16 protein-coding genes and 1 pseudogene are annotated in these 18,140 nt (G+C 66.2%); 5 read left to right on the top strand and 12 right to left on the bottom strand.

Translation table 11 applies throughout. The annotated features are described in order from the left end of the window. Positions 1-792: pseudogene (locus CH256_RS12910) on the top strand (PspC domain-containing protein); the annotation flags it as partial. Next, on the top strand, positions 789-1,049 hold the full coding sequence (locus CH256_RS12905) for a hypothetical protein (RefSeq protein WP_373454814.1): 261 nt from the start codon (positions 789-791) through the stop codon (positions 1,047-1,049). The pseudogene CH256_RS12910 and the gene CH256_RS12905, both read left to right, overlap by 4 nt. 5 nt (positions 1,050-1,054) lie before the next feature. On the opposite strand, the gene guaA is transcribed toward CH256_RS12905, so the two are convergent. The 4 genes from guaA to guaB all read right to left on the bottom strand — a co-directional run bounded on the left by guaA (position 1,055) and on the right by guaB (position 7,335). Further along, on the bottom strand, positions 1,055-2,644 hold the full coding sequence (gene guaA, locus CH256_RS12900) for a glutamine-hydrolyzing GMP synthase (protein ID WP_032397497.1): 1,590 nt from the start codon (positions 2,642-2,644) through the stop codon (positions 1,055-1,057). 30 nt (positions 2,645-2,674) lie between these two features. Next, a complete protein-coding gene (locus tag CH256_RS12895; protein WP_094669796.1) occupies positions 2,675-4,429 on the bottom strand; it encodes an FAD-dependent oxidoreductase in 1,755 nt (584 codons plus the stop codon). Between the two features lie 186 nt (positions 4,430-4,615). Further along, the gene (locus tag CH256_RS12890) at positions 4,616-5,755 is read right to left on the bottom strand and encodes a GuaB3 family IMP dehydrogenase-related protein (protein ID WP_037188243.1); all 1,140 of its coding nucleotides are present in this window, start codon (positions 5,753-5,755) and stop codon (positions 4,616-4,618) included. 56 nt (positions 5,756-5,811) lie between these two features. Continuing rightward, entirely contained in the window at positions 5,812-7,335 is a 1,524-nt protein-coding gene (gene guaB / locus CH256_RS12885; RefSeq protein ID WP_176460343.1) for an IMP dehydrogenase, read from the bottom strand. 298 nt (positions 7,336-7,633) lie between these two features. Here guaB and CH256_RS12880 point away from each other — a divergent pair, with 298 nt between their 5' ends. Beyond that, positions 7,634-8,038 (top strand): DUF5319 domain-containing protein, encoded by a 405-nt coding sequence (locus tag CH256_RS12880; RefSeq protein ID WP_032378069.1) that lies wholly within the window; start codon positions 7,634-7,636, stop codon positions 8,036-8,038. 81 nt (positions 8,039-8,119) lie between these two features. Here the strand turns inward: CH256_RS12880 and CH256_RS12875 are convergent, their stop codons facing one another. The 3 genes from CH256_RS12875 to CH256_RS12865 form a co-directional block, all read right to left on the bottom strand. Beyond that, positions 8,120-9,136 carry an anti-sigma-D factor RsdA gene (locus CH256_RS12875; RefSeq protein WP_094639156.1) on the bottom strand — a complete coding sequence of 339 codons (1,017 nt, stop codon included), beginning with the start codon at positions 9,134-9,136 and terminating at the stop codon, positions 8,120-8,122. Beyond that, on the bottom strand, positions 9,129-9,707 hold the full coding sequence (locus CH256_RS12870) for a sigma-70 family RNA polymerase sigma factor (protein ID WP_032397500.1): 579 nt from the start codon (positions 9,705-9,707) through the stop codon (positions 9,129-9,131). Before CH256_RS12870 ends, CH256_RS12875 begins: the two co-directional genes overlap by 8 nt. 136 nt (positions 9,708-9,843) lie before the next feature. Further along, complete coding sequence (locus tag CH256_RS12865) at positions 9,844-10,671, bottom strand: hypothetical protein (RefSeq protein ID WP_094669795.1); 828 nt, start codon at positions 10,669-10,671, stop codon at positions 9,844-9,846. Between the two features lie 716 nt (positions 10,672-11,387). Between CH256_RS12865 and CH256_RS12855 the strand changes: the two genes are divergently transcribed. After that, on the top strand, positions 11,388-11,681 hold the full coding sequence (locus tag CH256_RS12855) for a WhiB family transcriptional regulator (protein WP_027496361.1): 294 nt from the start codon (positions 11,388-11,390) through the stop codon (positions 11,679-11,681). 65 nt (positions 11,682-11,746) lie between these two features. On the opposite strand, the gene groL is transcribed toward CH256_RS12855, so the two are convergent. Both groL and groES read right to left on the bottom strand, forming a co-directional pair. Then, a complete protein-coding gene (groL, locus tag CH256_RS12850) occupies positions 11,747-13,360 on the bottom strand; it encodes a chaperonin GroEL (protein ID WP_094639155.1) in 1,614 nt (537 codons plus the stop codon). A gap of 98 nt (positions 13,361-13,458) precedes the next feature. Beyond that, positions 13,459-13,758, bottom strand: a complete 300-nt coding sequence (gene groES, locus CH256_RS12845; protein WP_008718149.1) for a co-chaperone GroES — start codon at positions 13,756-13,758, stop codon at positions 13,459-13,461. Between the two features lie 521 nt (positions 13,759-14,279). Between groES and CH256_RS12840 the strand changes: the two genes are divergently transcribed. Further along, positions 14,280-15,956, top strand: a complete 1,677-nt coding sequence (locus tag CH256_RS12840) for an Hsp70 family protein (RefSeq protein ID WP_094669793.1) — start codon at positions 14,280-14,282, stop codon at positions 15,954-15,956. Here the strand turns inward: CH256_RS12840 and tsaD are convergent. The 3 genes from tsaD to tsaB are packed head-to-tail and all read right to left on the bottom strand — an operon-like array spanning position 15,941 to position 18,134. After that, entirely contained in the window at positions 15,941-16,978 is a 1,038-nt protein-coding gene (tsaD, locus tag CH256_RS12835) for a tRNA (adenosine(37)-N6)-threonylcarbamoyltransferase complex transferase subunit TsaD (RefSeq protein ID WP_094669792.1), read from the bottom strand. The two genes, CH256_RS12840 and tsaD, sit on opposite strands and share 16 nt — an antisense overlap. Further along, positions 16,975-17,466 (bottom strand): ribosomal protein S18-alanine N-acetyltransferase, encoded by a 492-nt coding sequence (gene rimI, locus CH256_RS12830; protein ID WP_094669791.1) that lies wholly within the window; start codon positions 17,464-17,466, stop codon positions 16,975-16,977. The genes tsaD and rimI overlap by 4 nt, the downstream gene beginning before the upstream one ends. Continuing rightward, positions 17,463-18,134 carry a tRNA (adenosine(37)-N6)-threonylcarbamoyltransferase complex dimerization subunit type 1 TsaB gene (gene tsaB / locus CH256_RS12825; protein ID WP_094669790.1) on the bottom strand — a complete coding sequence of 224 codons (672 nt, stop codon included), beginning with the start codon at positions 18,132-18,134 and terminating at the stop codon, positions 17,463-17,465. Before tsaB ends, rimI begins: the two co-directional genes overlap by 4 nt. Positions 18,135-18,140: the final 6 nt, after the last annotated feature.

The raw sequence follows: 18,140 nt of genomic DNA, 5'->3' as shown, positions 1-18,140 counted from the left end.
GACGTTCCGACGCCGAAGCCCCTCGAGCACACCGGCATCGACGCCGACGCGCACACCGTGAACCTGAGCAAGTCGACCGCATCCGCCGAGAAGCCGGCCGACCTGCACACCGACATGCCGACCGTGACTCCCCCGTCGTGGGATCCGCTCGGTGTGGCCCCGTTCGCCTGGGATCTTCCCGAACCGACAGGCACCTTTCCGCCTGCGGCGATCGAACGCAAGCGCCGATCACGTTGGACGGCAAGCTTTCTCGGCCTGGCTCTGCTCGCTGCCGCAGTCACCGCGGCAGTCGGTTCGGCTACCGGCGGAGACTGGGCATCACCGGGCCGTGTCGGTGCCGTCGCTCTGGCAATCATCTCCGTGGGACTCGTATTGGGCGCGTTCCTACGCAAGGGCTACGGACTGCTGGTGGTCGCAGCACCATTGGCCGGCTTCGTCGTTCTGGCGTCGGCGGTCGGTCCGGTGGACCTGAACAACAGAGTGTCGGGGAATCAGACGATCGCCCCACTCACCGCCGCCGAGCTCGACCCCTCCTACGACGTCGGGGCCGGCGAGCTGAACCTCGACCTCACCGGCCTCGAACTCGCCGAAGACCACACAGTCGAGATCGATGTGGCGCTGGGCAGCGCGTCGGTCACCGTGCCCGCTTCGATGAACGTGATCGTGGAGTGCGAGGCGGCGATCGGTCAGTGCCCCACCGAGACACGCTTCGGCCCTGGCACCACCGATACTCCGGTTCTGACGATCGTCGGCGATCTGGCACTCGGCGAACTGAAGGTGGAGAACCCGTGAAGAAGAACAAGACCGACCGCATCGGACTCGACCACGGCAGCGCCGATTCCGACACCGAGGATCACACCTCTGGCCGACGCGGCCCCTCGGCACTGTTGCTCCTCGCCGGCCTCGCTGCCATGGTCGTCTCGGTCGCAGCACTCATCGGCCGAGATGCGATCGCGGCACTGGGCGACGTCCAGTTCCGCTGGGTGTTCGTCGTCGCCGCGGTGGTCGTTGGCTTCGCGCTTCTACTGGGCCCCAGCAGGAAGAACTGACGCCCTCACTCCCACTCGATGGTGCCCGGCGGCTTGCTGGTGACGTCGAGAACGACTCGGTTGACCTCCGGAACCTCGTTGGTCACCCGAGTCGAGATCGTTTCCAACACGTCGTACGGCAGCCTGGTCCAGTCCGCCGTCATCGCGTCCTCGCTCGAGACCGGCCGCAGCACGATCGGGTGCCCGTAGGTACGGCCGTCGCCCTGCACTCCCACGCTACGCACGTCGGCCAACAGCACCACCGGGCACTGCCAGATCTGCTGATCCAAGCCCGCGACCGTAAGTTCTTCTCGGACAATCGAATCGGCATGGCGGAGCGTGTTCAGACGGTCGCGGGTGATCTCACCGACGATGCGGATCGCCAGGCCGGGTCCGGGGAACGGCTGCCTGCCGACGATGTCCTCGGGCAATCCCAGTTCGCGTCCGACCGCACGCACCTCGTCCTTGAACAGTGCACGCAGCGGCTCGACCAGGGCGAACTGCAGATCGTCCGGCAGTCCGCCGACGTTGTGGTGACTCTTGATGTTCGCGGTACCGGACCCGCCCCCGGACTCGACGACATCCGGGTACAACGTGCCCTGCACCAGGAACTCGACGGCGTCGCCGTGCTCGGCGTTCTCGCCCAGCACCTCGGCCACGGCACCCTCGAAGCTCCGGATGAACTCGCGGCCGATGATCTTGCGCTTCTCCTCCGGGTCGGAGACGCCCTCGAGCGCGCCGAGGAAGGTGTCGACCGCATCGACCGTGACGAGCTTGGCTCCGGTCGCGGCCACGAAGTCCTGCTGCACCTGCTCACGCTCGCCGGCGCGCAGCAGTCCGTGGTCGACGAAGACACAGGTCAGACGGTCACCGATGGCCCGCTGCACCAGTGCCGCCGCCACGGCGGAGTCGACGCCGCCCGAGAGGCCACAGATGGCCTTGCCCGTGGGGCCCACCTGCTCCTGCACTGCGTCGACCAGAGCGTCGGCGATATTGGCCGCAGTCCAGTCCGGGGCGATGCCAGCCGTTTCGTGCAGGAATCGGCTCAGCACCTGCTGCCCGTGCGGGGAGTGCAGAACCTCGGGGTGATACTGCACGCCCGCCATGCGCTTGCCCTCGTTCTCGAAGGCAGCCACCGGCGCACCTGCGCTGGTGGCCGTGACGGTGAAGCCTTCCGGGGCCGCGGTGACCGCGTCACCGTGACTCATCCAGACCGGCTGCGTTGCGGGCAGACCGTCGTGCAGACGACCGCCGTCCACGCTGAGCTGAGTGCGACCGTACTCCCGCGTTCCGGTGTGTTCGACGGTTCCGCCGAGGGCCTGGGCCATGGCCTGGAATCCGTAGCAGATGCCGAACACGGGGATGCCGAGGTCGAGGAGAGCGGAGTCGAGCTCGGGCGCGCCCTCGGCGTAGACGCTGGAGGGTCCGCCGGAAAGCACAAGCGCGACAGGGTCCTTCGCTGCGATCTCCTCGGCCGTCGCGGTATGCGAGATCACCTCGGAGTACACGTTGGCCTCGCGCACACGGCGGGCGATCAACTGCGCGTACTGGGCGCCGAAATCGACGACGAGAACCGGGCGTGCGTGTGCGGGATCGTGTGCAGAGGAGTCGGTCACCGGGTCAGTCTAGTGGGACTGTTCCAGCACTCATGCAACACCCGAATGCTCGACGGGCATCGCCGAGGAACCCGACCGAATCTCCACGATCGGCAGTCGCAGACCACCCGGAGCATCCACCGGGACGACCGGAGAGTTCGGGGCGATCGGATCGAGACGCTGGTACGGCAGCCCCTGTGCCGGACGGAGATCCAGCTCGCCCTTGTTCGGCCACAGTGCGGCGGAACGCTCGGCCTGCGCGCTGATGGTCAACGACGGGTTCACTCCGAGGTTGGCCGATACGGCGGCCCCGTCGACCACGCTGAGCGTCGGGTAGCCGTGGACGCGGTGGTACGGATCGATGACACCGTGCTCGGCATCCGAGGCGATGGCACACCCACCGAGGAAGTGGGCCGTGAGCGGGATGTTGAACAATTCTCCCCAGGTACCGCCCGCGACGCCGCCGATCTTCTTCGCGATGCGTCGGGTGGCGTCGTTGCCCTCGGGGATCCACGTCGGGTTGGGCTGGCCGTGCCCCTGCTTGCTCGAGATCTTCCGGCCGAAGGCACCACGCTTGGTGAACGTGGTGATCGAATTGTCGAGGTTCTGCATCACCAGCGCGATGATGGTGCGCTCGCTCCAGTGCCGGACGTTGACGACGCGCAGGAACTGAATCGGGTGCGCGATCAGCGCGAACACGAACTTGAGCCACCGCGGCACTCGTCCGCCGCCGTCGGTCATCAGGGTCTGCAGCATGCCCATCGCGTTCGAGCCCTTGCCGTAGCGGCACGGTTCGATGTGGGTGTTGGGGCTGGGATGGAACGAGGACGTGATCGCGACTCCGCGGGTGAGGTCCATGTTCGGATCGACCGCCAGCTTGGCCGCTCCGACGATCGACTCGGAGTTGGTGCGTGTCAGCTCCCCGAGCGTGTCCGACAGACGGGGCAGCGCGCCGGTGTCCTTCATCTTGTGCAGCAGGTTCTGCGTGCCCCAGGTGCCGGCCGCCAGCACGACGTTGGCTGCGCTGTAGGTCTTGCGCCCCTTGCGCAGCCGAGCGCCGGTGCGTTCGGTGTCGACGTCCCAGGTGCCGTCGGATCGCGGAACGAGACCGGTGACGGTCGTCATCGGCACGATCTCGGCTCCCGCGCGCTCGGCCAGGCCGAGGTAGTTCTTCAGCAGGGTGTTCTTGGCTCCGTGGCGGCAACCGGTCATGCACTCGCCGCACTCGATACATCCGGTGCGTTCGGGACCTGCGCCGCCGAAGTACGGATCCGGGACGGTCTTGCCGGGCTCGTCTCCGAAGAACACGCCCACCGGGGTCTGGATGAAGGTGTCGGCAACGCCCATGTCCTCGGCAACCGACTTCATCACCTCGTCGGCGGGGGTCATGTGCGGGTTGCGCACGACGCCGAGCATGCGGGTGGCCTGGTCGTAGAACGGGGAGAGTTCACTGCTCCAGTCGGTGATGTGCGCCCACTGCTTGTCCTCGAAGAACGGTGCCTGAGGCTTGTAGAGGGTGTTCGCGTAGTTCAGCGAACCGCCGCCGACTCCGGCACCGGCGAGGATGAGGCAGTCGCGCAGCAGGTGCACGCGCTGGATGCCGTAGAGGCCGAGCTTCGGTGCCCACAGGAAACGCTTGAGGTCCCAGCTGTTCTTCGCGAAGTCCTTGTCCTCGAAGCGCTGCCCGGCTTCCAGGATGCCGACGCGGTATCCCTTCTCCACCAGGCGCAGCGCGGTGACACTTCCGCCGAAGCCCGAACCGACGATCAAGACGTCGTAATCCGTGGCGCGAACAGCTGAACCCATGGTGACCTCCGCTACATCCGATGCTGTCGAACAGTATGCACACCCCTATGTGACTACCGCCACAAGCGATTCTAGCTGTTACGAGAGGTATCACCAACCCAGGGTCGACTTACGTGGACGCCATGCAGCAGAAAGGGCGCGCACCCCCCGTGCGAGAGGAGTACGCGCCCTTTGGAACAGACGTCGTCAGGCCCTGACGTTCAGGCCCACCTTCTGGAATTCCTTGAGATCGGAGTATCCGGACTTCGCCATCGACCGACGCAGTCCGCCGACGAGGTTGATCGAGCCGTACGACTCACGCGACGGTCCGTTGAGCACCTGATCCAGGCTCGGACGGTCCCCCGCCGACATCGGCAGCAGCGCACCGCGCGGCATGGACGGATGCGCCGCGGCGGACGGCCAGTACCAACCTCCGCCGGGAGCCTCGGCAGCGACGGCCAGCGGAGCACCGAGAACCGCAGCATCGGCCCCGCAGGCGATGGCCTTGGCGAGCGCACCGGAGGTGGTGATGTCGCCGTCGGCGATGACGTGCACGTAGCGCCCGCCGGTTTCGTCCAGGTAGTCCCGACGCGCCGCGGCCGCATCGGCGATGGCGGTGGCCATCGGAACGCCGATACCGAGCACCTCACCGGTGGTCGTGCCACCTTCGACCGAGCCGTAACCGACGATGACGCCTGCCGCACCGGTACGCATCAGGTGCAGTGCGGTGCGGTGATCGCTCACGCCGCCGGCGATGACGGGAACGTCGAGTTCCGCGATGAAGGTCTTGAGGTTGAGCGGCTCGTCCTCGCCGTGTGCCACGTGCTCGGCGGAGATGATCGTGCCCTGGATGACCAGCAGATCGAGGCCCGATGCAACGAGGGCAGGGGTGAGCGAGCGAGCGTTCTGGGGGCTCACCCGAACGGCGACGGTCACCCCGGAGTCACGGACCTGACCGACCGCTGCGGCCAGCAGATCCGGCCGGAGCGGTGCGGCGTGCAGTTCCTGCAGGAAGGCGATCGGCGCGTCGGGATCGAGATCGGTCTCGGCGATGTGGATCAGCTGATCGATCTTGGCCTGCACGTCCGAGTGGCGCGCCCACAGCCCTTCACCGTTGATGACCCCCAGCCCACCCTGTCGACCCAGCTCGATCGCGAACTCGGGCGAGACCAGAGCATCGGTCGGATGCGCGAGGAGGGGAATGTCGAAGCGGTACGCGTCGAGCTGCCATGCCGTCGACACCTCCTTCGACGACCGGGTACGACGGGACGGCACGATGTCGATGTCGTCCAGCTGGTAGGTGCGGCGGGCTTCTCTGCCCATGCCGATTTCAACGAGGTCGCGCACGCGCGCACCTTTCTACTTCGGGAGCGAATCGAATCGGCCCAAACAGGCCGAAGCGACTATCGGGTGGTGTAGTTCGGGGCCTCTGCGGTCATCGTGATGTCGTGGGGGTGGCTCTCCTTGAGCCCGGCCGCCGTGATCTGTACGAACTGAGCCTTCTGCAGGTCCTCGATCGAGGTGGACCCGGTGTACCCCATCGCAGCGCGCAGACCACCGGTGAGCTGGTGGATGACCTGGTTCAACGGTCCGCGGTACGGGACGCGACCCTCGATGCCCTCGGGCACCAACTTGTCCTCGGCCAACACGTCGTCCTGGAAGTAGCGGTCCTTGGAGAACGACTTCGCTCCCCCGCGTCCCTGCATCGCGCCGAGCGAACCCATTCCGCGGTAGCTCTTGAACTGCTTGCCGCCCACCAGGATCAGCTCACCCGGAGACTCTGCGGTTCCGGCCAGCAACGATCCGAGCATGGCGGTCGAGGCACCGGCGGCGAGAGCCTTGGCGATGTCACCGGAGAACTGCATACCGCCGTCGGCGATGACCGGCACACCGTGCGGCTTGCACGCGGCCACGGCTTCGAGAATGGCGGTGATCTGCGGAGCACCGACACCTGCGACCACACGGGTGGTGCAGATCGATCCCGGTCCGACTCCCACCTTCACCGCATCCGCGCCTGCCTCGACGAGAGCGAGTGCGCCCGCGCGGGTGGCAACGTTGCCGCCGACGACCTGAACGCGGTCGCCCACCTCCGCCTTGAGCTTGCTGACCATCTCGAGCACCTGCGAATTGTGGCCGTGCGCGGTGTCGACGATGATGACGTCCACTCCGGCGTCGGTCAATGCCATCGACCGAGACCAGGCATCCTGCCCGACGCCCACAGCGGCACCGACCAGCAGTCGACCGTCACGGTCCTTGGTGGCATCGGGGTGCTGCTCGGTCTTGACGAAGTCCTTCACGGTGATCAGGCCGGTCAGCGCGCCTTTGCCGTCCACGATCGGCAGCTTCTCGATCTTGTGACGGCGCAGCAGGCCGAGCGCAGCTTCCGCAGTCACGCCCTCCTGAGCGGTGATCAACGGGGCCTTGGTCATCACGTCGGCGACGCGGCGATTCTGATCGACCTCGAATCGCATGTCGCGGTTGGTGATGATACCGACCAGCGCGCCGGTCTCGTCCGTGACGGGAAGACCGGAGATACGGAAGCGCGCACACATGGCGTCGACCTCGGCCAACGAGTCGGTGGGCTTGCAGGTGACGGGGTCGGTGACCATCCCGGCCTCCGAACGCTTGACCGTCTCGACCTGGGACGCCTGATCCTGCAGTGACAGGTTGCGGTGCAACACGCCCATACCGCCTGCGCGGGCCATGGCGATGGCCATCCGGGCCTCGGTGACGGTGTCCATGGCCGAGCTGACCAGCGGCACTCGCAAGCGGATCTCGCGGGTGATCTGGCTGGACGTATCGACCGAGCTGGGAATCAGATCCGAAGCGGCCGGCAGCAGCAGGACGTCGTCGAACGTGAGGCCGAGCATCGCGACCTTGTTGGGATCGTCGCCGCCTGTGCGGACGTGGGCTCCGGGACTACTCATGCGAATCTGGCCCTCCCTAGAGCCTGGTTGCACTTCGGCGCGGCGTGCGGCCGGTGAGAGCTCGCAGGCGCACCGCAGTGCGGGATTGGAGAACGGATGGAGTTTCGGCACTTGCACTCATCTGTTCAGCGCCGTGAACCATGGTATCGGCTAGGGCACAACCAGTGCGAATGCGTCTCGCTGTGAGTGGCTTCGAGCACCGAAACCCCGGTCCTCGGCGTTGTCGGTGGCAGGTACGTCCGGCATGTCGCGTTCGAACGGCTGGCGCAGACCCACCAGTCCTGCGTACCGTGGAGGCGTGCGCGATCAATTGCCTCCCGGTCTACCCCCGGATCCGTTCGCCGGAGACCCAGCCGACCCGTCGGCCGCCCTCGACGCCATCGAGCCAGGCCAGCCCCTCGATCCTCAGGAGCGATTGGCCGTCGAAGAGGACCTGGCGGACCTGGCTGTCTACGAGGCTCTCCTGGGCCACCGCGGCATCCGCGGTCTCGTCGTGTGCTGCGAGGACTGCCAGCAGGACCACTACCACGACTGGGACATGCTGCGTGCGAATCTGCTCCAGCTGCTCGTCGACGGCACCGTCCGGCCGCACGAGCCTGCCTACGACCCCGTACCCGACGCCTACGTGACCTGGGACTACTGCCGAGGCTTCGCCGACGCTTCGATGAACGACGCGCTGCACGGCGACGGATTCGACAGCTGACCTCCGACACTTCGCAACGAAGAAGCCCGACACGATGATCGTGTCGGGCTTCTTCGTGTCCGGTGAAGGATCGAGAACCTGTCAGCTGCCGCCGGAGGGAACCGACATACGGTCGCGGTTCTCCGAGGAGCTGCTGCCTCCGGCGGTTGCCGTCGGCTGATCGGGCTCTTGCAGCACCGTCGGTGTGACGTCGGTGGTCGTTGTCGGACTCGGCGTCGTCGTCGTGGGCGGAACCTCGGGCGTCGTCGTTGCCGGAGCCGGAGTGCTCTGCACACCCGTGGTATCGGGCGTGACCTGATCCACCGGTGCCGGTGGCACGAAGACCTCCGGGCTGGGGAGCGGAGCCGGAACGACCGGAACCGGGGGCGGGACAGGCGCGGGCACCGTCAGTGCCTGCAACTCCTGCAGCAGACGTGCCAGCCACTGGTCGAGCTCGGCGCGCTGACCGTCGTCGAGAACAGCGGAACTGCTGTTCGACGCACCGTCGAGGAGTGCGCGAGCGGCAGTGGTGTCCCCCGAGGACAGGAGATTCTCCGCCTCTTGCAACTTCGACGTCGTATCGATCTGAGCGACAGTCGAATCCGCCTGCTCCGAGAAGACGACCGATTTGACGCTCCACAACGGATCGTCCGGCGTCGAGTTGTACGAGATGACCACCAGACCACCCATCACGACGGCGATCGCGGCTGCGGCACCGGCGATGGGACGCAGCAGACGCATGCGTCCACCGCGGTTGGCCGAGCTCGAGCGCGCCATGTCGGCGGCGAGCTTCTCGCGTTCGACGGAGGCGACGACCACGTCGAGGGAGGGTCCGGCCGGCATGGCCGGCGTGATCACGTCTGCTCGCCAATTGGCCAACAGAAGGGCGAGTTGGTACTCGTCTGCGTCATCGGTGGCAATCGGTCCGTCGCCACTGATCGCGTCGATGAACGCATCGTCACGACGTACGGCGACGAGGTCCACAGGACCACCGTCTGCGCCGATGTCGGCATAGGGATCGTTCTGCTTCGGTCCAGTGGAGTTCACGTGCTCACCGATACGCGAGATTCCGCGACGCGGCGTCTCACCGGGGCCACCGTGACCATTGTCCCTAGCCATACATTTCACCTGCTCTCACAACTTCGTTCTTCAGTTTTGCGATAGCTCGGTGCTGAGCCACGCGGATAGCGCCTGCAGTGCTGCCGACGGCGGCTGCTGTTTCCTCGGCCGACAGTCCGACGATGAGTCGGAGCACCAGAATCTCGCGGTGCTTGGCAGGCAAGGTGTCCAGCAGTGCAGTCATCTGTCGACTCGACTCGGATTCGAGAGCGCGCTGCTCCGGTCCGTGCTCCATCGACACGACATCTGGTACTTCGGCGGCCGGGTCCGATTTGTTACGCGAGGCACTGCGATGGGCGTCGGCGACCTTGTGAGCCGCGATGCCGTACACGAATGCCATGAACGGACGACCTTGATCCTGGTATCGCGGCAAGGCGGTCATGACTGCCAAACAGACCTCCTGCGCCACGTCGTCGGCCGAAAGCTGACCGCGCTCAGCCGAACCGACCCGTGCTCGGCAGTACCGAACGACGAGTGGTCGGATGAATTCCAAGACCCGGGACAGAGCCAGTCGATCGCCTTGCGCTGCGGCAACGACGAAAGAGTCCAACTCCTCACCCGCACTGTTCATCGTCGACAAATTTCCCCGCGTTACAGGTACGCACCCGCCTGGGAGCGCTTCCACGTGGTGGTGGAACGAGACCAAGGATAGCGACACCACCCGGCCACAACCGAACCGATCGGTCCGCCTTCGACCCAGGTCCTGGTCAACCGACCGTCGAACCACCCAGGCGATCGATGGCGGCGGCCAGGTCGGCGGACGAGGCCATCCCGGCGTCGACCCCGCCTGTTCCTTCGCAGAGCATCGTGGCGGCCCAGCGCAGGGGCAGCAGCCCGGCCATCTCCGCAGCGCAGGCCACCTGAACGGCCGACTCACGAGCACGACCGGTCTCACCGACACAGCTCAGCGCCGCCGCAGCCACCAGGTCGGTCTTGACGATGTGGCGTAACGAATCGGCATCGTTGGCGAGAGCCCGAGCGTTCTCGGCGTGTCGGACCGCCCCTGGGCCGTCGCCGCGCATCATCGCCAGCTCGGCCGCTACCCACGACGCCCGTAGTGCCGGACGCCACAGCCCCTGACCGGCGGGGTCCTGCCGCTGCTCGGCACTGCGGGCCAACAGGGTGTCCGCGAGGCCGAAACGTCCGATTCCCAACGCATCTGCGGCCAGGCCGGTCAGCGCATCGCTCCGGGCCTCCACCGAGTCCGTCGATCTCGGCGGTCCCCCGAGTCCGACGAGAAGGACCGCGATGCCGTCCCAGCGGCGGGCTCGCTCGTGTTCGCCCACCTGACGCAACCACGACGCCGTGGTCGACGCGTGCAGCGACCGAAGCTCCGCGCTGCGGGGTCGATACCGCCGAAGCTCGACTCCGGCTGCGCTGTACCGGCCCTGCCCTGCCAACGCGACACTGCGAAACCAGCTCTCTCGCGGATCGGTGGCTGCAGGCAGCGGGAATCGGCCGGGGTTGCCGCCGAATGCGGCGTCGAAGAGTTCGGACTGCGTCGCGGTGAACAGCGAGCTCTGCTCTGAAGGCACGGAGGCAAGGGTAGGGCCATCGCCGATGACGAACGGCGTCCGAGTCCTACCGATACGACGCGGCGCAATTGCGTGAGGCGAATTCACTGTCGGTCCGAAAAGGGACAACGGGTCGTTTCGCGCGCAGAGAATGCAGTTTTCAAGGAATTAACAATGTGAACACAGCCGACTCGAAGACGAGAATCTGAACGCTGTGTGGCGAATAGGTTAATCGGCGCAGTCGGTCACACGATCGGCAAGCGATGCGCCGCACGCCGTCCGTTCGCCCCTTCGGGTCCCGGACGGCGCTCCGCGCAATCGCGTCGGACACCTCGCGCGGCCTCGACCGAATGGATCGACGCCTCACCCGACGCGTGCCACGGAGCGGCCCGAAGCACCAACGAAACGGCTGTGAACAGGGAAAACATCAACTACGTCATGCCGGTCGCATCGAGCTATCACATTGACGACCGACGCCGGACGACTGAGCTCCGCGACTTCGCTTCGACAGCCGGAATGCCGATGCCCTTCCCATCGTCTCCCGTGTCGACGGATTCTTCAACAGGAAGGACACGCACGCGGGTGAGTCGAAGTAAATATCGCCCGTGTTAATTCTTTGCCCCATAACTATGCATTTGCACACGACAGAGAACTATTGACTCGATTTCGTCGATCCACATAACGTTGTCGGCATTCGGATCACGAATCCGAGAAGCCACACCACCCTAGGAGTTTCCATGCCGCAGCCGAATCACCTCCCTGGGCCGAACGCCGACATTTGGGATTGGCAGATGCACGGCCTGTGCCGTGGCGTCGATTCGTCCATGTTCTTCCACCCGGACGGCGAGCGGGGCCGGGCACGAGCACAGCGCGAGATGCGGGCGAAGGAAATGTGCCGTAGTTGCCCCGTCCTCGCCCAGTGCCGTACACACGCCCTCAACGTCAGCGAGCCCTACGGGATCTGGGGCGGAATGTCGGAGACCGAGCGAGAACTGCACGCTCGTCACAATCGCCGCCGCATTGCGGTGTAATCACCCGAACACACGAGAAAGCCCCCAACCCGAAAGGGTTGGGGGCTTTCTCGTGTCATCGAACGTCAGTGAGCGTGTCCGTGCCCGGCAGAAGGCTCGGGGGCCTCTTCCGGCTTCTCCACGATCGCGCTCTCGGTCGTCAGGATCATGCGTGCAACCGACGCGGCATTGACCACAGCGGAGCGCGTCACCTTGACCGGATCGACGACGCCATCGGCCAACAGGTCGCCGTACGTCAGGGTCGCGGCGTTGAATCCGTGTCCCTTCGGCAGTTCTGCCACCTTGCTGACGACGACGGAACCGTCGATGCCCGCGTTGGAGGCGATCCAGAACAGCGGTGCGTTGAGTGCGTTGCGCACCACGGCCACACCGGTGGCTTCGTCGCCGGTCAGGCCGAGGTCGTCGGCCAGAGCCAACGCTGCCTGAGTCAGAGCCGAACCGCCGCCGGGGACGATGCCCTCTTCGACGGCGGCCTTGGCCGCAGCCACAGCGTCGTCGACGCGGAACTTGCGTTCCTTGAGCTCGGTCTCGGTGGCAGCGCCGACCTTGATGACCGCGATGCCGCCCGAGAGCTTCGCCAGACGCTCTTCGAGCTTCTCGCGATCCCACTCGGAGTCGGTGTTCTCGATCTCGCGGCGGAGCTGACCGACGCGCGCGTCGATGTCGTCCTGCGTGCCCGCACCGTCGACGATGGTCGTGTCGTCCTTGGTGACGACGACGCGACGAGCGCGACCGAGCAGCTCGAGTCCGGCTTCCTTCAGGCTCAGACCCACATCGGCGGTGATGACCTGGCCGGCCGTCACGACCGCGAGATCGTCGAGGAACGCCTTGCGACGATCACCGAAGAACGGTGCCTTGACCGCCACGGCCTTGATCGTCTTGCGGATGGAGTTGACGACCAGCGTCGAGAGAACTTCACCTTCGGTGTCCTCGGCGATGATGAGCAACGGCTTGCCACTCTCGGCAACCTTCTCCAGCAGCGGCAGAAAGTCCGGAAGCGAGGTGATCTTCTCGCGGTACAGCAGGACGTACGCGTCCTCGAGAACTGCTTCCTGCGCGTCGACGTCGGTGACGAAGTACGGCGAGAGGTAGCCCTTGTCGAACTGCACGCCTTCGGTGACCGAGAGCTCGGTGAGCAGCGTCGAGGACTCCTCGACGGTGACGACGCCGTCCGCGCCGACGCGGGTGAGCGCCTCGCCGACGAGTTCGCCGATCTCGGGGTCACGCGAGGACACGGTGGCGACCTGAGCGATCGCCTGCTTGCCCTCGACCGGGGTTGCGGCGGCGAGCAGAGCCTCGGCGACCTTGTCGGCCGCCTTGGAGATGCCGGTGCCGAGTGCGATCGGGTTGGCACCTGCGGCGATGTTCTTCAGACCGCCGCGCACGAGCGCCTGCGCGAGGACCGTCGCGGTGGTGGTTCCGTCGCCTGCGACGTCGTTGGTCTTGGTGGCGACGCTCTTGACCAGCTGCGCGCCGAGGTTCTCGAACGGATCTTCCAGGTCGATCTCACGAGCGATCGAGACGCCGTCGTTCGTGACGGTCGGACCGCCGAATGCCTTGGACAGGACGACGTGGCGTCCCCGCGGCCCGAGCGTCACCTTGACGGCGTCGGCCAGCTTGTCGACGCCGCGTTCGAGTGCGCGGCGCGCTTCCTCGTTGAATTGGATTTGCTTTGCCATGTTTCGGTGTTACTCCTTCGAGTAAAGAAACTCGATCGAACGCACACCGCCCCGGGACCGACACGAAAATCGGATACCGGGGCGGGATGCGTTGTGGCCTACTTGGCGATGACAGCCAGCACGTCGCGTGCCGACAGAATCAGGTACTCCTCGCCGGCGTACTTGATCTCGGTGCCGCCGTACTTGCTGTAGATGACGGTGTCACCTTCTTTGACGTCGACCGGGATGCGGTTGCCCTTCTCGGTGACACGGCCTTCGCCTACGGCGACGACGGTGCCCTCCTGGGGCTTCTCCTTGGCTGTGTCGGGGATGACCAGACCGGAGGCGGTCGTCGTCTCGGCCTCGTTGGCCTGGACGAGGATCTTGTCCTCGAGCGGCTTGATTTTCACGCTCGCCACGTTGAGCCCTCCAAAGTTATGGGGTACGCGTCCGGGGTCGGATCCCCGGACAGCTGTGTGTAAGTACTTCTCCTGCGGTTCTGACAATCACGGCCTGAACTCGTTCCCGTCGTCGCGGGTGCCGGGACTTCGCTCGGTGCCAACTAGCACTCTATACACGAGAGTGCCAGCACTCAAGGGCTGGGTTCGCCAGGTTCGTGACACGTGGGTCGCGCGCGTGCGCACGCGCCCTCCTGCACCACCGCAAAGATCCGAAAACGGGCGAATCAGGACCCGAAACGCCGAACACCGGAGTCGTTTCCCGCTGTTTTACCGGCGTCCGCGAAGCCATCGAAAGACCAGGTAGGAGGCTATGAACTTTCACCGAAGAACCTACCGAGCGGCATATCGCGCTCGCGATGAGGCACGAAGTAACGTTACGATAACGGAGCTGTCCGAGCGATAACGGTCGACAGCCGTGCCGCGACATGGCACACAGAGCAGTCGATTCCGGACAGGTACACAGGGGCGGGAGGTGCAGCATGCGAGTAGGCGTGGGTATATCCACCGGATCCGAGGTCGTGTGCGCAGCCCTCGTCACCGTCGACACCGACGGTAGTCGCACGGTCGAATACCGCACCGTCTCCACCGATCGCCAAGCGAACACCGACATCGGTGATCTGGTCACCTCGGCCATCGAACTCATGGCCTCTCTGATTCCCGGTCACCGGACCCCCGACGCGATCGCCGTCACCTACCGCACCGAGGAGCACGCTGCGGGAATTCGCGCAGCGCTGGCCCACACCACCCGCGATGTTCGACTGGTGCCCGAATCCGCTGCCGCGTCCGCGCATCTGGCGACCACCGGCCTCATCGATCGATACGACACGATCGCGCTGGTCGATCTCGGTGCCTCGGGCATGTCGGTCACCGTCACCGATCGAACCACCGACAAGGTACTGGCGCACGGCCGATCGGACGCCGTCGGCGGCGACGCCATCAACGTGCTCGTCCGGAACCTCGTGCAGGACATGACCCGTGACAACCTTCGGGACGACATCCGCGACGACCGCGGAATCGGGTCCGCGCGGTACCGATCGGTCAAGGAACAGCTGTCCCACTCGGACGAAGTCAGCATCGCGCGTTACAGCGGAATCCCGCTGACGGTCACCCGGGACGCATTCGACACCGCCGCGACCCCGATCTTCGGCACCGCAGCCGAGTTCGTACGAGGAGTGTTCGACGAGAGCACTCACGAACCCGAGGTCATCGTGCTGATCGGTGGAGGGGCGCACATCCCCCTGCTCGCCGCCACGCTCACCGACATGTTCCACGCCCCGGTCGTTCGAATGTCCGAGCCCGACGCGGTTCTTGCCGTCGGCGCTGCCTCCGTTGCCGCATCTGCCGACGGCGGCGGCTACCAACTCGTCTCGGCCACGCGCAACACCGCGACCCGGATGAGTCGGTACTCCGGTGCGATCGCGGCCGCCGTCGTCGCAGGTGGTCTCGTTCTCGCCTACGGCGTGCAGACGATGACGCCTGCCGACGATGCCAGCGTCTCTCCGGCCGGAAGTACCGCGCGATCCGCGACCGAATCCAGCGATACCGGTGCGCCGGCCACCGGGGGCTACTCCCCCGACGAGGATCAGACGACAGCAGGACGCACCCCCGGGGATCGATCCGACCCCACGGCGACCTCGGTGGACGCCACCGGATCGTCGGCGCGGTTCACCACGACCGCTCCGCCGACCAGTACCCCGACACTGCGTCCCGCACCGGACCTCCCGCGGATCGAGTGGCCGATCGACCCCACCACGAACCCGTCGTCCCCCGATGCCACCACCGGGATCCCGATCGAGCCGCCGACCTCGGTCACCACGACTCCGGTTCGACCCTCCGAACCGATCGAGTCCTCGGACCCGAGCGACACGACCGAGATCGTTCCCGGCCCGACGCCCGAGCCCACTACCGAGGTCACACCCGAGGTCACACCCGAGTTCACTCCGGTGCCGACCGAGTCGATCACCGTGCCGACCACCGATGTCAGCGGTTCGGAACCCACCCCGGAACTGACGGCACCACCGACGGTATGGTCGCCGCCGGTCGCAGCTCCCGCGGCGTCCGGATCCCCGACCGATCCACTGTCGGCAGCCGAGCCGTCGGTTCCGCGTTCGTCCGAGACCACAGCCGCAACGCAGGACGCTCAGCCGGGCACCTGACTGGTCGCGACCGAGAGGCCGGGGTCGGTCACAGCGGTCAACGCCGACGGCTCGGCTCCGCCCGCAACGAGGTGGGCGCCCAGTGCGGCGATCATCACGCCGTTGTCGGTACACAGTCGCGGCTTCGGAATTCTCAGCGTCAAACCCTGCTCTGCACAGCGACTTTCGATCAGCGAACGAATGCGAGAGTTGGCGGTGGCACCCCCACCCAGCACGATCGTGTCGACATCGACGTCGGTTGCCGCGCGAACGGCCTTCATCGTCAGGACATCGGCGACGGATTCCTGGAAGGACGCCGCGATGTCTGCGACAGGAATCGGATCCCCCGCACGTTGTCTGGCCTCGACGAATCGAGCGACGGCCGTCTTGACCCCGGAGAAGGAGAAGTCGTAACGGGCATCGCGTGGGCCGGTCATGCCTCGGGGAAACGCGATCGCAGCCGGGTCACCCTCGCGCGCAGCATCATCGAGTGCCGGGCCACCCGGATACCCCAATCCGAGGAGCCGCGCAACCTTGTCGAAGGCCTCCCCCGCTGCGTCGTCGACCGTGGTCCCGAGCTCGGCGATCGGCCGGGACAGATCGTCGACGTGCAGCAGATGAGTGTGTCCTCCGGAGACCAACAGCGCCACGCACGACGGCATCGGGCCGTGCTCGAGCGTATCGACCGCGACGTGTCCACCGAGATGGTTGACCGCATAGAAGGGCACGCCCCAGGCCGCGGCGTACGCCTTCGCAGCGGCAACCCCGACCAGCAACGCCCCGGCCAGCCCCGGCCCGATCGTCACCGCGACGGCGTCGGGACGCTCGATGTCCGCGGCCGCCAGAGCCCGCCGCATGGTCGGCACGATCGCTTCGAGATGTGCGCGCGACGCCACCTCGGGCACCACTCCGCCGTACCGCGCGTGTTCGTCGACGCTGGAGGCGACCTCGTCGGCCATCAGTTCGCACGTCCCCGCTCCGCCCCAGCGGACGATCCCGACTCCTGTTTCGTCGCAGGAACTTTCGATACCCATGACGATCATCGGGCTGATCCTTTCGTGTTCTCGGGCCGACGCATGGTGAAGGCGTCGGCCCCGCTCGGCTGGTAGTACCCGGCCCTGGTGCCCACGATCTGGAACCCTTCGCGTCGGTACAGCTCGATGGCGGGCTCGTTGTCGGTGCGGACCTCGAGAAAGACCGGCCCACCGTGCTCGTCGGCCACGCGCAGCAGTTCGTCGAGCAATCGCCCGCCGATTCCCCTGCGGTGATGCGACGGATCGACTCCGATGGTGTGCACCTCGGACTCACCGACGACGAACGCTCCGCGGCTCGGCTGCCCCAGCAGCGAGATGCCTGCGTAGCCGACGACCTCGTCGTTCTCTCGCGCGGTGACGTAATGATTGTGTGGCGCGGCCAATTCCGCGATGAATGCATCCTCGGCCCACGGGTCGTCACCCGGGAACAGCACGGTCTCGAGATACGCGCACCGAGCAGCATCCGCCGCCGTCATCGACTCGATCGACACGGTCACTTCAGAGCCTTCGCTGCGGCTCGCTCGTCGAGCGTCTTGGCGTCGGGGCGGCGCAGGTACAACGGGACGAGCGGGCCGGGCACGATCCCGCTGCCGATATCGGCGGCGGCCACCGCGACCAGTCCGGCCGGAGACGGTGCCTGCACATCATGAACCGGAAGCTCGAATGCCGCAGCATGCGGTGCCGATCCGGCGACCGCGTCGACTCCCACACGGTCCAGTTCGGCCGGGGCCACGACGTCGGGTCCCGCGACTCGCACTCCCGCTTCGTAACGCGCCCAATAGATTTCGCGTCGACGCGCATCGGTCACCACCAACAGGGACCCGGATTCGGAGACATCCGAGGCAATGGCGTCGAGACTACAGACGCCGAACACCGGAAGACCGAGTGCGTCACCGAAGGCCGCTGCCGTCGCCATTCCCACCCGTAAGCCGGTGTAGGGCCCTGGACCGACGCCGACGACGACGGCACCGAGATCGGCGGCGGTGATCTGCGCCTCGGACAGGCACTCGAGGATGTTGGGGGTGAGTATTTCTGCATGCGATCGCGCGTCCACCCGAACCCGCGTGGCGAGCGTCGTGGCCACTGCACCGACGGCGGACTCGGTCAGACTCACCACACCTGCGGTGACGGCGGGGGTCGAGGTGTCGACGGCAAGTACAAGCACGATGTT

The organism is Rhodococcus sp. 05-2254-6, assembly GCF_002258565.1.
Classification (GTDB): Bacteria; Actinomycetota; Actinomycetes; order Mycobacteriales; family Mycobacteriaceae; genus Rhodococcoides.
The sequence above is the reverse complement of the archived record's forward strand: the minus strand, read 5'-3'. Positions and strand labels throughout refer to the sequence as shown.